The 13311-nt window shown below is 53.7% G+C and carries 10 protein-coding genes; 6 read left to right on the top strand and 4 right to left on the bottom strand.

Annotated elements, in window-relative coordinates:
* Positions 1-56: 56 nt before the first annotated feature.
* Entirely contained in the window at positions 57-611 is a 555-nt protein-coding gene (locus MKX42_RS30035; protein ID WP_340756875.1) for a histidine phosphatase family protein, read from the bottom strand.
* 66 nt (positions 612-677) lie between these two features.
* Between MKX42_RS30035 and MKX42_RS30030 the strand changes: the two genes are divergently transcribed.
* Positions 678-1595, top strand: coding sequence for an AraC family transcriptional regulator (locus tag MKX42_RS30030; protein ID WP_340756874.1), 918 nt, complete (start codon positions 678-680; stop codon positions 1593-1595).
* 24 nt (positions 1596-1619) lie between these two features.
* On the top strand, positions 1620-2222 hold the full coding sequence (locus tag MKX42_RS30025; protein ID WP_340756872.1) for a GNAT family N-acetyltransferase: 603 nt from the start codon (positions 1620-1622) through the stop codon (positions 2220-2222).
* 503 nt (positions 2223-2725) lie between these two features.
* On the opposite strand, the gene MKX42_RS30020 is transcribed toward MKX42_RS30025, so the two are convergent.
* Positions 2726-4501: an ABC transporter ATP-binding protein gene (locus MKX42_RS30020; RefSeq protein WP_340756868.1), complete on the bottom strand. Its 1776-nt coding sequence runs from the start codon at positions 4499-4501 to the stop codon at positions 2726-2728.
* Entirely contained in the window at positions 4488-6263 is a 1776-nt protein-coding gene (locus MKX42_RS30015; RefSeq protein WP_340756867.1) for an ABC transporter ATP-binding protein, read from the bottom strand. Before MKX42_RS30015 ends, MKX42_RS30020 begins: the two co-directional genes overlap by 14 nt.
* 240 nt (positions 6264-6503) lie before the next feature.
* On the opposite strand from MKX42_RS30015, the gene MKX42_RS30010 reads away from it, so the two are divergent.
* Complete coding sequence (locus tag MKX42_RS30010; RefSeq protein WP_340756865.1) at positions 6504-7883, top strand: amino acid permease; 1380 nt, start codon at positions 6504-6506, stop codon at positions 7881-7883.
* Between the two features lie 492 nt (positions 7884-8375).
* On the opposite strand, the gene MKX42_RS30005 is transcribed toward MKX42_RS30010, so the two are convergent.
* Entirely contained in the window at positions 8376-9350 is a 975-nt protein-coding gene (locus MKX42_RS30005) for a DUF4003 family protein (RefSeq protein WP_340756863.1), read from the bottom strand.
* A 171-nt stretch (positions 9351-9521) separates the two neighbouring features.
* On the opposite strand from MKX42_RS30005, the gene MKX42_RS30000 reads away from it, so the two are divergent.
* From MKX42_RS30000 to MKX42_RS29990, 3 genes are read left to right on the top strand one after another with little or no spacing between them, the layout of a single operon-like run.
* On the top strand, positions 9522-11921 hold the full coding sequence (locus MKX42_RS30000) for a GH36-type glycosyl hydrolase domain-containing protein (RefSeq protein ID WP_340756861.1): 2400 nt from the start codon (positions 9522-9524) through the stop codon (positions 11919-11921).
* Positions 11918-12373, top strand: coding sequence for a putative immunity protein (locus MKX42_RS29995; protein ID WP_235218408.1), 456 nt, complete (start codon positions 11918-11920; stop codon positions 12371-12373). Before MKX42_RS30000 ends, MKX42_RS29995 begins: the two co-directional genes overlap by 4 nt.
* A gap of 43 nt (positions 12374-12416) precedes the next feature.
* On the top strand, positions 12417-13256 hold the full coding sequence (locus MKX42_RS29990; protein ID WP_340756860.1) for an aldo/keto reductase: 840 nt from the start codon (positions 12417-12419) through the stop codon (positions 13254-13256).
* Positions 13257-13311: the final 55 nt, after the last annotated feature.

The raw sequence follows: 13311 nt of genomic DNA, 5'->3' as shown, positions 1-13311 counted from the left end.
GGTTATACCACAGGGTTGTGACAACAGTCTGTCCAGTTTAATAGGATGATGGAGAGTTATTTCCAAATACGCTGTACACCCTCAAGCTTGTCCTCATGGAAGCTTAGCTTATAGATGTCGGGCATTTCTAACTGCTTCCAGAAGCTATAATCATAACGCTTATCCAGAGCATTCATGATCAGGACCATCATATTACCGTGAGTTCCGATAGCGATCGAATTTCCTTTATATTGCTGCAAAACTTTATAGAGTGCTTGTACGCCCCTATTCTGGGCAACCCGATTGGATTCTCCTCCCGGCCAGGCGAAGGAAAAGTCCTCCCACACCTTAGTTATTGCCTGCTCGAAATCGGTGACAGGCTCTGCAGACAACACTCTTTCTTTAAAATCATCTTCGATTACAATCGTAGTCCCAAGCGGTTTCTCCAGTCCCTGAATGGTCTGTATAGCCCGTTTATAGGGACTTGAGATGAGAATATTAATATTCTCATCGAGGAGTAGTCGGGTAACTCTCCAGGCGTCTGCCCGCCCCTTCTCAGATAAAGGTCTATTCAATTCATCGGTAGAATAAGTAGAGTGGGCATGTCGTACGAAGTATAATGTTGTAACCATTGATTATCGCCTCATCTATTAATATTTATACAGTATTGTAACACGAAGGAGACGGAGGATTCAGCGATGAAGGAGCAGTATGGGGAGAGGATCAGGCAGGTCATTGCCTACATAGAAAATCACAGCAGCCAGCCGCTGCGGCTGGATCAGCTGGCAGAGGTGTCCCATTTCTCCAAATATCATTTCACCAGAATATTTACAGCCTTCACCGGCATGACGCCTATGGCCTTCGTTACCAGGAAGCGCGTCGAGCAGGCCATGGTGCTGCTTAGCCGGACGAATCAGACCGTTCTGGAGATTGCAGGGGAGAGCGGCTTTGAATCGGTATCAGTCCTGAATGTCCATTTCAAAAGGCATTTCGGCTGTACCCCCAGCAGTGTCAGGAATAGCAGGCAGAAACATAGCAATTTCCCGTCACTCCTCAGCAATAAGCAGGCAGAGCCGGCCGCCCTGACGGATTACAATGTAGCAGAAGGTAATCCGCTGTTAAGGAGGGCATGGGACAGTATGGTTGAACTCAGAGAAATTGCAGAAGTTGAGGTCGCTTATGTCCGGCATATTGGAAGTTACCTGGACACGCACCACGCCTGGAACAAGCTAACCGGCTGGGCTGCTGAGCAGGGGTTGTATGCGGCGAATCAGCAGTTTATCGGAATCTCACTGGATGACGGGGAGCATACGGAGGAGTCAGTCTGCCGGTATGATGCTTGCGTTACACTTCCGGAGGGATTCGAACGGGAGGCCCATCGGGAGGAGGTAGCATACAAGACTCTATCCGGCGGGCAGTATGCGGTGTATTCCTACTATGATACGGTAGAGAGATTTGTCCTTGCGTATGATACCATGTTCAGCGTATGGTTACCCCGCAGCGGCTATGAAGCCGATGACCGGCCATGTCTTGAATTCTGTCTGAATGATCCTGCGCAGGACCCGCAGGGCAAGTGCATGGTTGAGCTGTACGTCCCCATTAGGCCAAGCGCTTAAGGATCAGAGAAGGGAGTGCCCCGGGTGAAGATGGAGATTGTGTTTGACCAGTTCCCTGTCTTAAGGTCAGAGGAGCTGGTACTGGGCAAGATTGAAGAGCAGCATCTGGACGGGCTGTTCGAGATTTACAGCAATGACCATGTGTTCGAATATTGCGGGATTATTCCCAAGCACAATAAGACTACAGTCAAGAGCATGATCGGTCATTATGAGCGGGATTATGGCAAAAGATCGCGGATCAAGTGGGGCATCTTCGCTCCAGCGGACGATACGCACCTGCTCGGAATCATTGAAGCCTGCGACTTCAATCAGAGGGTTAATATGGTCACCATTGGCTACTTCCTTGCGGAAGCCCAGTGGGGGAGGGGCCTCGCCTCCAGGGCTGTTGAGCTGTTGACAGCATTCCTGTTCCAGCAGGTTCAGGTGAACAGAATTCAAGCGGAAGTGATGCTGAATAATGAGCCTTCCAAGAAGGTGCTGCTGAAGAACGGATATGTCAAGGAAGGGATGCTGCGGCAAGCGGCCCTCTGGTCCGGCAAGGGGGTTGTCGATCTGGAGATCTACAGTATGCTGAGGGAAGAGTATATGAAGGTTCTACAGCCGGACCCTATGGCTCTTATTTTGTGAAAAAGACAGCTTTGTCGCTCGCCTGCGGACTGAGAGGCCGTTATAAGGCCAGTTGGTGGTAGAAATGAGGCAAGAGCGACTGGTTAAGTGCATGTGAGTCCGCTTAGCCTGCATAATGGTGCGATTTACAGGAATAGCGGCTTTCCAGTCCGCATGGATCGCAGCAGGAGTATTAGTATTGCTTAATTGCACGAAATTGAGAAAGTCAGTAACAGTAGTCTTAGGCGGTAACGGATCTTACGTGAGGGCGCAATCTTCACTGAAGATGTGCTGTACGGTCCAACTAAGCATGCCAAAAACCGCAGACAGGGGAGCCCCTGCTGCGGTTTTTGGCGATTTCTTAAAATATAAGAATCTATATGTTTCACACGATAGATTATCCTTCTATTTCTCGCTGAAACGGTATCGTCCTTTAAAAGGACGGCAAAGCCGTTTCCACTTGTTTGAACCTATATAAATTGAACTACAAGTACAATCTATATAGCCTTATCCTGCTTTGCACATCAGGCTTCCATCTTCTGCGCCGTATACAGCCGGTGGTACAGGCCGCGGCGGGCGATCAGCTCATCATGCGATCCGCTCTCGGCGATGCCCTTGTTCGAGACATACATAATCCGGTCGCAGTTCTTCACGGTAGACAGGCGGTGCGCGATGATGAACGAGGTCCGGCCCTTTAATAGCTCGTTCAGCCCCTTCTGGAGCAGGCGTTCGGTCTGCGCATCGATGGAGGAGGTGGCTTCATCGAGAATGAGAATCCGCGGGTTCGCGAGCAGCGTGCGGGCGAACGAGATCAACTGCCGCTGTCCCTGGGAGAGCTTGGAGCCGCGTTCGTTCACCTCGGTCTGGTAGCCCTGATCGAATTCGCGGATGAAGTCGTCCGCGCAGACCGCCTTCGCGGCGGCGATGACCTCCTGCTCGGTCGCATCCGGTCTGCCGTAGCGGATATTATCCAGAATGGTTCCCGAGAAGATGAAGCTGTCCTGCAGCATAATCCCCATCTGCCCGCGTAGCGATTTCAAGGTAATCTGCGAGATATCCTGCCCGTCGATCAGAATGCGTCCGCCGGTCAGGTTATAGAAGCGCGAGATCAGGTTGACGACGGTGGTCTTGCCCGCACCAGTCGGACCGACCAGAGCCACGCTCTCACCCGCTGCGACATCGAAGGAGATGTTCTCCAGGATATTCAGGCCCGGATCGTAGGCGAAGGTGACATCATCGAATGTCACCCGGCCCTGAACCGGCGGCAGCGCCTTCGCACCGGGAACATCGCTGACCGTTACCGGCTCATCCAGCGTCTCGAAGATCCGCTCCAGGTAAGCCACAGCATTAATGAAGTTGTTGTACAGGTTCGACAGGTTCAGAATCGGCTGCCAGAAGCGGGCCGCATAGCTGCTCATGGCGAGAATCACACCCAGCGTCATGTTCTGCGGGTCCAGAGTCAGCAGACCGACCAGGAAGATCATAGCCGTAACAATGGTAGACAGGTTATCGACACTGAACGGAATCAGAATGTTGTAACGCAGTGCCTTCATCCAGGCCGTGCGGAAGTTGCCGGCCAGACGGGTGAAGATGCCTTCATTGCGTGTCTCCCGGGAGAACATCTGGGTGACGCCGATGCCGCTGATGCTCTCCTGCAGATAAGCATTCAGGTTGGAGCTTTTGTTCGATACGGCCTGCCAGGCCCGGCGCTGCCGGGTCTTGATCAGCAGCATGATGCCGAGGAAGACAGGCAGTCCGGCCAGAATGATGAAGGAGAGCCGCACATCCACGGCGAACATGAACACCGCGATGAAGATCAGGTTCACGATTTCCAGAATGAAGTTGATAATTCCGTTGGACAATACATCGGATACCGCATTGACGTAGTTCACGACCCGGATCAGAATCTTGCCCTGCGGACGGTCATCGTAATATTTGAACGGCAGATCCTGCAGATGCTTGAACAGGTCGGTGCGGATATCGAAAATAATATCCTGACCGACGCGGGTCATAATCCGTGAGCGGATAGTCGCCAGAATGACACTGACCACGATGGTCGCCAGCATCAGTGCTGACCAGCCGGCCAATGCCCCCATATCTTTGGCCGGAATAGTCACATCCACGACATGCTGCATGATCAGCGGAGCCGACAAGGCGATTGCCGCCGACAATGCGCTAAGCGCGAATGCGATAAGCATCGGCTTCTTTTTGCGTCTGATATAGACCATGGCCCGCCGGAAATGCTTGATATTGAACGGCGATTCCAGATTCTCATCGACATCGAATTTATTCCTGGCCATTCTCGGTCACCTGCCTTCCAATGCCCTCGTTCTGAAGCATGAATACATCGTAGTAATAGCCCCGCTTCGCCAATAGCTCGGCATGGGTCCCTTCCTCAATCAAGCGCCCGCCCTCAAGAATCAAGATGCGGTCAGCCTGGGCCGTAGTGGATACCCGCTGTGCGATGATGATCTTCGTGCAGGGGTACTCCAGCTCACGCAGGCTGCGCTGAATATGCTCCTCGGTCTCCAGATCGACCGCAGAGGTCGTATCATCGAGGATCAGAATCGGACGTTGGACCGCCAGGGCGCGGGCCAGCGCAATCCGCTGCTTTTGCCCGCCGGACAATCCGACACCGCGTTCCCCCACTACGGTATCGTAGCCTTCAGGCATTTTGACAATGAAATCATGGGCAGCGGCCAGAGCCGCATAAGCCTTCGCATCCTCCTCAGGCAGATCGGGATCGCCGTAAGCGATGTTGCCGTCAATGGTATCGGAGAAGAGCAGGACATCCTGCGTAGCCATTCCGATGTTCCCGCGTAGCTCATCCAGCTCCAGCTCCCGGACGTCCCGTCCGTCGACCAGCACACGCCCGCCAGCCACATCATAGAAGCGGGGAATGAGGTTGATCAGTGAGGTTTTGCCGGAGCCGGTGGCCCCCATAATCGCAATGGTCTCACCGGGGGCTATCGTGAAGCTCACATCATCCAGCACGGTAGCGTTATCATATTTGAACCGGACCTGGTCGAATTCAATCCGTCCCTCATAGCGGCGGCGCTCCACCGGATTATGATCGTTGGCAATCGCCGGACGGGCGTAATAGATATCGACGATTTTGGATAAGCTGGCAAAGAAACGCTGAATATCATTAATAATAATTCCGATATTGCGCATCGGGTTCGAGACCGCCCAGATCAGCGAGGAGAACGCTGTGAACTCACCGAAGGTAATCCGCCCCTCCATCACGTAGTAACCGCCGGCCAGCATCAGGACCACGTTGAACCCTTGGGCGAACGACTCCAGATAAGGGAAGTAGTCGAGCCAGACGAGGGCCGCTTTTTTATTCGCCACCGCGTAGTTGACATTCTTCTCTGTGAACTTGGCAATCTCGAACTCCTCACGGGCAAAAGCCTTCACTACCCGGTTCCCGGAGATATTCTCCTGGGTCGTCGTATTCAGCTGGGACAGCCGTTCGCGCAGGTCGATGTACATTGGACGTACTCTCTTGGCGAAGATAAAGGCCACCACAAAAATCGGCGGTGACAGGATCAGCATCCACAGCGTCAGCTTCACATCAATTGTGAGGAAATAAATGACGGCTGCCAGGAAAATCGTAAGCGATTCAATGATCGTCTTGAAAATCCATGCCATCGAGTGGCGGACCATATCCAGATCCCCCGTCATTTTGGTCATCAGGTCCCCGGTGCGGTTGCGGTCATAATATTCCCGGTCCTGGCCCTGAATCTTGTTGTACAGATAAATCCGGATATTGTACATCATATTCTGTGAAGAAATTTCGTACTGCATGGTCGTGAAGTATGCCAGCCCTGTACGGAGCAGAGAGAAGCCGATCATGCCCAGGCACAGTGCAATGAGCAGTCCGCGTCCTGTAGCAAGATTCTCACCTGCGTGGTCACCGGCAATGAACGTATCGACGATGCGCTGGCTGATGTAGGGGTTCACAATCGTAAGACTTGAGCCCACCACCGAGAGGCAGAGTGCCACGATATACCGTGCCCGGTTGCCCTCCAGGTTCTGCCACAGCCATTTGATTTCAAACATCTGATCACCTGTTTCCTGTTGTCTTGTGATAAACAAAGTGATTATAACACTATGGTGCAAAATGTATAGGTTCTCAGCTAATTTTGTTGTTACAATCGATTGAATTATGCGTTGGAGTAATCCAGTAATTCTGCATTGCGTTAATGTATATCACAGCATACAATGATGCTTACATATTAAGATAGATTGCGTTGAGTACATGTGAGGTGTACAGATGTACATATGAGGGGGAGCATTTCGTTGGAATCCAAACAGTTAACCAGAGGACTTAAGCCGCGGCATATCGAGCTGATCGCACTGGGCGGCACGATTGGCGTGGGATTATTCATGGGCTCGGCAAGTACGATTAAGTGGGCAGGGCCTTCCGTGCTGCTTGCGTATCTGTTGGCAGGCATCATTATGTTTTTTGTGATGCGGATTATGGGGGAGATGCTGGTGGTGGAGCCGGTGACCGGTTCGTTCGCCACTTTTGCGCATAAATATATCAGCCCGCTGGCCGGCTTCCTGACCGCCTGGAGCTATTGGTTCCTGTGGGTGACAGTCGGCATGGCCGAGGTTACGGCGATTGGAATCTATGTCGGGTACTGGTTCCCGGATATCCCGCAGTGGATTCCGGCACTGATCGGTGTGGGCATCATTGCAGCAGCCAATCTGGCGGCGGTGAAGCTGTACGGGGAGTTTGAGTTCTGGTTTGCGATGATTAAGGTAGTTGCCATTGTTGTGATGCTGGTGATCGGCACCGGGGTGATTTTCTTCGGTCTCGGCAATGGCGGGCAGCCGCTCGGTCTGTCCAATCTGTATAGCCATGGCGGTTTTTTTGCCGGAGGATTGAAGGGATTTCTGTTCGCGCTCTGCATTGTCACGGCGGCCTATCAGGGGATTGAGCTGGTAGGGATTACGGCAGGGGAAGCGGAGAATCCGAAGCAAACGCTGCGAAAAGCGATCAAGAATATCATCTGGCGCATTCTGATTTTCTACGTGGGGGCCATCTTCATCATTGTGACCATTTATCCGTGGAATGAGATCGGCGAGATCGGCAGTCCGTTCGTGTTGACCTTCGCCAAGGTGGGTATTGTCGCTGCGGCCGGCATTATTAACTTCGTGGTGCTGACAGCGGCGATGTCGGGCTGCAACAGCGGGATTTACAGTGCGGGAAGAATGCTCTACACGCTGGCCCAGAACGGACAGGCTCCGAAGTTCTTCGGCAGAGTCTCTGCCAGCGGAGTGCCCCGCAACAGTATTATCACAACGATCTCCCTGCTGCTGGTCGGCGTATTGTTAAACTATCTGATGCCGGACTCCAAGCTATTTCTCTATATTTACAGTGCCAGCGTGCTTCCGGGAATGATTCCGTGGTTCGCCCTGGCCTTCAGCCAGTTCAGATTCAGAGAGCGGTGGGCAGGCGAGATGGCAGCCCATCCGTTCAAGTCCCGCTTCTTCCCGGTCAGCAACTACATTATCATTATCTTCCTGTCGCTGGTCATCATCGGCATGTGGTTCAACCCGGATACCCATCTGTCGCTGATCGTCGGCGCGTCCTTCCTGGCTATTGTTGTAGCGGGGTACTATGCGTTTGGGATCGGCAGACGCCGGATGCCCGGGGATGGGGAGGAAGTGTAGGTTGTTGCGGAAGGGTGGCAGGCAAGCGGCCGCAGCTACTTAACATAACAACAAGTGGAAAAACGTCATCTAATTATAACAAAAACGTTGTTTGGTGAAGTGAAGTTGGAAATTATACACCTAATCCAGCGGATATAGGTAACATCGCAGATATGGGCAGAGCTAAGTGTCATAAATCCAACTAATTTCCGTCACACGGGAGATTGCTGGTTAACAAGTGCCTGAAATCCAACTAAAAGCCTGCTCTCGCAACGTTCAGCAACAAATTTAAAAAAACAAAAAGAAGCGGAGGGGAAATTTGGAACTGCAGGAGCGATAGCGACCGCCTTTGTCTCTGGATTTCAACCGCGATTAGCGGTACAAATCAAGAAATTCTTACGACAACAGCGGCCGGAAGTCCAAATGTTCACCGCAGTGACGAACCGGCTTCGAGGTACAATTAAAAAGGCTTCCGAAGCAATTACGCTCCGGAGGCCTTTTGCATGTCAACCCTTAAGAAGAAGCTGCCGCCGCAGCAGAGGCAGCAGCTACAGCAATCGCTGTCTGCTGGGCAATGATGATGTTGGTCAGGCTGGTAGATAGGGTGGATTCAATAATGCCGTTTCGTACATCGACTATATATTGATAGGAGACGAGGGCGGCAGACAGCAGGAGCAGCTCCTGCTTGTTAATGGACCAGCCGCCGAAGCCCTTCTGCGGACGGAGGAACTCATAGGTGTCCGAGACATCACTTACAAGTTGCTGCTGCTCATAAGGGATCAGGGACAGGATGCCGAGGGACGAGAGTGTATACTCCTTATCCAGCCGGATATCCCTTGCCCGGAACGCCTCACGCAGACTTAGCACCCGGCTTGTGAGATCCTCACCGCCCAGCACCAGCACCTGCGTCAGTGCCTGAACACTATTGCCGGAGAAGAACTCGGGCTTGAGCGTAACATAGAGCTGTTCCAACTGCTCTAGCCCTTGCTCTACAGGGATATCGGAGAGGCCGAGCATGGCAGCGAAGATATAGTCGTCCCGTCCGGTGAGGAAACGGTGCTTCGACCGCATTCCTTCATAGAAAGCCTGGGTGCGGTCTATGGCTGCGGCATATTGATCGTACGGGGTATGGACAGCGATCTGATAGGCGGCAATCACCAGGTAGTCGGAGGCCCGGAATTTACGTTCCTTGAGCAGGTCATATACAGCCAGCGTAGCTGCAAGCTGCTGTTCCGGCTGGGGGGACAGGGAGAGCAGCGCAGCAATACAGATGGCTGAGGTTCCCCGGAAGGAAGAGAAGCCCCGGGTGTTATCCTTAACCATCTCATGGTACATGCGGATCGCCTGCACATTGGCCATTTTGTCTTCCACTGCGTAGAGCAAGGCGGCCAGCCGGTTCACGGAGGCATTTTGCCACGGGAATTCCTGTTTAATCTGCTGGGCGTTAGTTACGAATAATTCAAGTCTGGCTATGTACGATTGCTTCATATGATGCACCTCTCATTTAGTGGTAGTTAACCTGGGTGTATTCTACTATAAAAACCAAATCAATGAAATTGAAACTCTTCCAGTAGACTTGCCCCCAAACCTATGAGAGCGTATTCTTGAATAAAGATTACTAGAATGATGGATATTTATTCCGGAAAGAGAGGCGCGAGTATGATAAGAGCATCTGAAGATAACGAATATTATGAGCTGTCCAGTCCCACCATTCTCCCCAAGGCTTCGGGGTTCCTGTGGAATGAGCAGATGATGATTCATATGAACTGCCGGGGATATGCGGTAGCCCAGTTCATGCAGCCCGAGCCTGCCAAATACTCCTATGCGCCGAATCTGGAGGCCAAGACGTTCATGCAGCCGGAGCAGCCTTATTATGCCCACCACCCCGGACGCTTCGTCTATGTCAAGGATGAGGAGAACGGGGAGCTGTTCTCTGCCCCTTATGAGCCTGTCCGCAACCCTCCGGATCATTACACTTTTGCGGTTGGTAAACATAATATTGTATGGACCATCGAGAAGAACGGAATCGCGATAGAGATGACGCTAAGCCTGCCTAAGGATGACCCGATGGAGCTGTGGCGGGTGAAGGTGACCAATCTGTCTGCGGCGCGGCGGAGTATCAGCATCTATCCCTACTTCACCATCGGATACATGTCCTGGATGAATCAGTCGGGCGAGTATAAGGAAGCGTTGCAGGGAATCGTGGCTACAGCGGTCACACCTTATCAGAAATATCAGGATTATGCCAAAATCAAGCATCTGAAGGACAAAACCTTCCTGCTGGCCGACCATGCTCCGGCCTCCTGGGAAGTGAATCAGGAAGCCTTCGAGGGCGAAGGCGGTATCGGCTCGCCGTCAGCGCTTAAGAGTAAGCGGCTGGCGCAAGGCGAAGCCCGTTATGAGACCCCGGTTGCCGCCCTGCAATACAGTATGGACCTGGCTGCGGGGGAAGAACGTGAATACCGCTTCATCTTCGGCCCGGCCCGGAGTGAGCAGAGAATCGCGGAGATCCGCCGGAAGCTGTTCCTGGATACCGATGCGGCAGGCGAGGACGGATTCGTGCGCGCCGAGCGGGAATATGCCCAGTACATCGCAGAAGGCAGAGGGAGCATTGAGATCTCCACGCCGGATGCGGACCTCGACAATCTGGTCAACCACTGGCTGCCCCGGCAGATGTATTATCACGGGCAGACCAACCGCCTGACCACCGACCCGCAGACCCGGAATTATCTGCAGGATAATATGGGGATGAGCTATCTTAAGCCGCAGACGGCAAGAGAAGCGTTCCTGACGGCCTTAAGCCAGCAGGAGGCCAGCGGTGCGATGCCGGACGGCATTATTTTGCATGAAGCGGCTGAACTGAAATATATCAATCAGGTTCCGCATACGGACCATTGTGTCTGGCTGCCGGTTTGCCTCAGTACCTACCTGGATGAGACGGATGATTACAGCATTCTGGATGAGGAAGTATCGTATGCGGGCGGCCTGGAGACAGGACCTGTGCATGAGCATATCGACCGGGCGGTGCAGTGGCTGCTTCATGAGCGGGATGAGCGCGGCCTGAATTATATCAATCAGGGAGACTGGTGTGACCCGATGAATATGGTAGGGTACCGGGGACAAGGCGTGTCCGGCTGGCTGACCATAGCTACCGCGTATGCATGTATGGTCTGGGCGGATATTTGTGAGCGGAGCGGCCGTACGGATGTCGCCAAGACCTTCCGCCATGCGGCGGAGGAGACGAATGCGCTCGTCAATCAGTACTTCTGGGATGGCGAGTGGTATGCGCGGGGAATTACCGATGACAATGTGGTGTTCGGAATCAGCAGTGACAAGGAAGGCCGGATCTTCATTAATCCCCAGGGCTGGGCGCTGCTCAGCGGTGCGGCGGATGAGGAGAAGCGGGCGAAGCTGATGAATTCGGTTCATGAACAGCTGGAGACCCCGTATGGAGTGGAAAAGCTCGCCCCGTCCTATACCGCCATGCGCGAGGATGTGGGCCGGGTCACCCAGAAGCATCCGGGGACAGCCGAGAACGGTGCTGTCTACAACCATGCCGCTGCCTTCTATATCTATGGCTTGTATGCAGTGGGTGAGCAGGACCACGCGTACCGTCTGCTGCGTAAAATGCTCCCCGGGCCCGATATCGAGGATATCATCCGGCGGGGCCAACTGCCGGTGTTCATCCCTAACTATTACCGGGGCGCTTACAAGCAGTTCCCGCAGACCGCCGGACGTTCCAGCCATCTGTTCAACACCGGAACCGTTCCCTGGGTGTACCGTTGTCTGATCGACGGGCTGTTCGGCCTGCAGGGCTGCCGGGAAGGGCTTCAGGTGAAGCCGCAGCTTCCGTCCGGCTGGCAGGAGGCAACCGTGAAGCGTAGCTTCAGAGGCGCCGGGCTGCAGATTGATATGAAGCGTGAGTCCGGCGTGGCGGCAATCGAGGTATATCTGGGCGGACAGCTTGTGGAAGACGGTGTTCTGAAGGAACTAAGACCGGGTAAGCAGTATCAGGTGCTGGTTAAGATTCCGGCAGGGGCTGCTGGAGGAGTAGAGTGAAGGCCAAACTGGCCGCTGACGGGCTGGATGAATCCATCGCCGCACTGGCCGCCACAAGTCAGCACGAAGTATTGGCTGCCTGGGCCGGGGACTGTGCAGAACGGGTACTGCCTTATGTGGAGGCGGCATCCCCGGAAGAGAAGCGGCCCCGGCAGGCAGTAGAAGCCGGACGCGCCTGGGTGCGCAGGGAGCTGAAGATGACCGCTGCACGGCAAGCTGCGTTCGCGGCCCACTCGGCTGCGCGTGAGGTAAGTCCGGCAGCGGCCTGCGCGGCTTGCCGCGCTGCGGGTCATGCAGCGGCCACCGCCCATGTAGCCACCCATGCGGTGCATGCCGCCACTTATGCGGTTAAGGCAGTGTACGAAGCAGCCGGACCCGGCCTGGCCGCTTCTGCCGTGATGCAGGAGCGCGAATGGCAGTACCGGCATTTGATCCGTCTGAATGAGGAATAACGAAGCATGAGATCGATGATCTTCACACAGGAGGCTCTTAAACATGACAAATCATATTCCGGAAATACTGCTGAATGATGGAAGGAAGGCACCTGCAATTGGCTTTGGAACTGCGCGGATCAGAGGCGCTGAGGGTGTGGAAAGTGTGAAGACAGCGCTGGATTTAGGCTATCGTCTGATCGATTCCGCATTCAACTATGAGAATGAGGGTGTTGTCGGAGAGGCGGTGAGGCAGAGCGGCGTAGCCAGAGACCAACTGTTCATTACCTCCAAGCTGCCCGGACGCCATCACAAGTATGAGGAAGCAGTCAAGACGATTGAGGAATCGCTGTACCGGGCAGGGCTGGATTATTATGATCTGTATCTGATCCACTGGCCGAATCCTAAGGTGAACCTGTATGTGGAAGCGTGGCAGGCACTGATTGATGCGCGGGCAAAAGGGCTGATCCGTTCGATCGGAGTCAGTAATTTCCTGCCGGAGCATCTGGACCGCCTGATCAAGGAGACGGGTGTGGTGCCGAGTATGAACCAGATTGAGCTGCATCCCTTCTATAATCAGGCAGAGCAGCGCGCATATCATGAGAAGCACGGAATCATTACAGAATCCTGGAGTCCGCTGGGACGCGGCGAGGATTTGCTGAAGAATGAACAGCTGCGGGCCATTGCCGCAGCCCGGGGCATATCCGTCTCGCAGATTGTTCTGCGCTGGCATGTGCAGCTAGGAGCCGTTCCGATTCCAAGGTCGCAGTCGGAGACGCATCAGCGGGAGAATATAGATATCTTCGGCTTCGAATTGTCGGAGGAAGAGATGAAGATGATCTCGGACATTCCGACCACCGGACCGCTGTGGGAGCAGGACCCGGCCGTGTACGAAGAGTTCTGATTCATTAAATGATATACAGTGGGGGCCCCTTGCTCTTTTGGCAGGGGGCTTTTAT

The sequence above is a fragment of the Paenibacillus sp. FSL R7-0204 genome (assembly GCF_038002225.1).
Classification (GTDB): domain Bacteria; phylum Bacillota; class Bacilli; order Paenibacillales; family Paenibacillaceae; genus Paenibacillus_AQ.
The sequence above is the reverse complement of the archived record's forward strand: the minus strand, read 5'-3'. Positions and strand labels throughout refer to the sequence as shown.

Coding starts and splice junctions, on each gene's coding strand:
- MKX42_RS30035 (WP_340756875.1), bottom strand. CDS start 611: ATGGTTACAACATTATACTTCGTACGACATGCCCACTCTACTTATTCT.
- MKX42_RS30030 (WP_340756874.1), top strand. CDS start 678: ATGAAGGAGCAGTATGGGGAGAGGATCAGGCAGGTCATTGCCTACATA.
- MKX42_RS30020 (WP_340756868.1), bottom strand. CDS start 4,501: ATGGCCAGGAATAAATTCGATGTCGATGAGAATCTGGAATCGCCGTTC.
- MKX42_RS30015 (WP_340756867.1), bottom strand. CDS start 6,263: ATGTTTGAAATCAAATGGCTGTGGCAGAACCTGGAGGGCAACCGGGCA.
- MKX42_RS30005 (WP_340756863.1), bottom strand. CDS start 9,350: ATGAAGCAATCGTACATAGCCAGACTTGAATTATTCGTAACTAACGCC.
- MKX42_RS30000 (WP_340756861.1), top strand. CDS start 9,522: ATGATAAGAGCATCTGAAGATAACGAATATTATGAGCTGTCCAGTCCC.
- MKX42_RS29990 (WP_340756860.1), top strand. CDS start 12,417: ATGACAAATCATATTCCGGAAATACTGCTGAATGATGGAAGGAAGGCA.